The sequence below is a fragment of the Rhodococcus sp. ARC_M12 genome (assembly GCF_022810385.1).
Classification (GTDB): domain Bacteria; phylum Actinomycetota; class Actinomycetes; order Mycobacteriales; family Mycobacteriaceae; genus Rhodococcoides; species Rhodococcoides navarretei.
In genome coordinates, this window is record NZ_JALGQI010000071.1 from 1 (window position 1) to 480 (window position 480).

General features: G+C 61.5%; 1 protein-coding gene. It reads right to left on the reverse strand.

Annotated elements, in window-relative coordinates:
• Positions 1 to 221: transposase (locus tag MTX35_RS25410; RefSeq protein WP_243597486.1), on the reverse strand; the 221-nt coding region annotated here is incomplete at its 3' end.
• Positions 222 to 480: the final 259 nt, after the last annotated feature.

The following is a 480-nucleotide window of genomic DNA, read 5'->3' on the forward strand; positions in this document are numbered from 1 at the left end:
GTCGATCCATAACTGCCGGTACCTTCGACTCCGATTCGCTCGACCTTTCCGGCCGCGGTGATCCAGGCGATCAGGTCCACGTGGCCGGCGGCGGTGGTGGGGAATTCTCGGTCGCCGACCTCGCGTCCGAGGTGGTCGATGATCGCGGCGTGATTGGTGTTCTTGTGTGTGTCGACGCCGACGAAGACGGTGGTGCTGACATCGGGTGGATTGTCGGTCATGCTGGACATGGCTATCCCTTCGTGGTGGTGGCCACGCACCGGCCGGGGACGGCGGACAAGACTGTGATGGGACTCTTTGGACAGGCTCCTATGAAGTCACTTCGCCCCACCGGTCGCGTGTGAGCAGCAACAGCGGGTCGGGTACCGACACATCGTTCGAAGGACAGCCCACCGGGCGTCGGTCACATTGAGAGTCAGGCCCCAACCCACCGCAGATATCCAGTATCACCGGACACATTCATACTCACAGTCACATTGA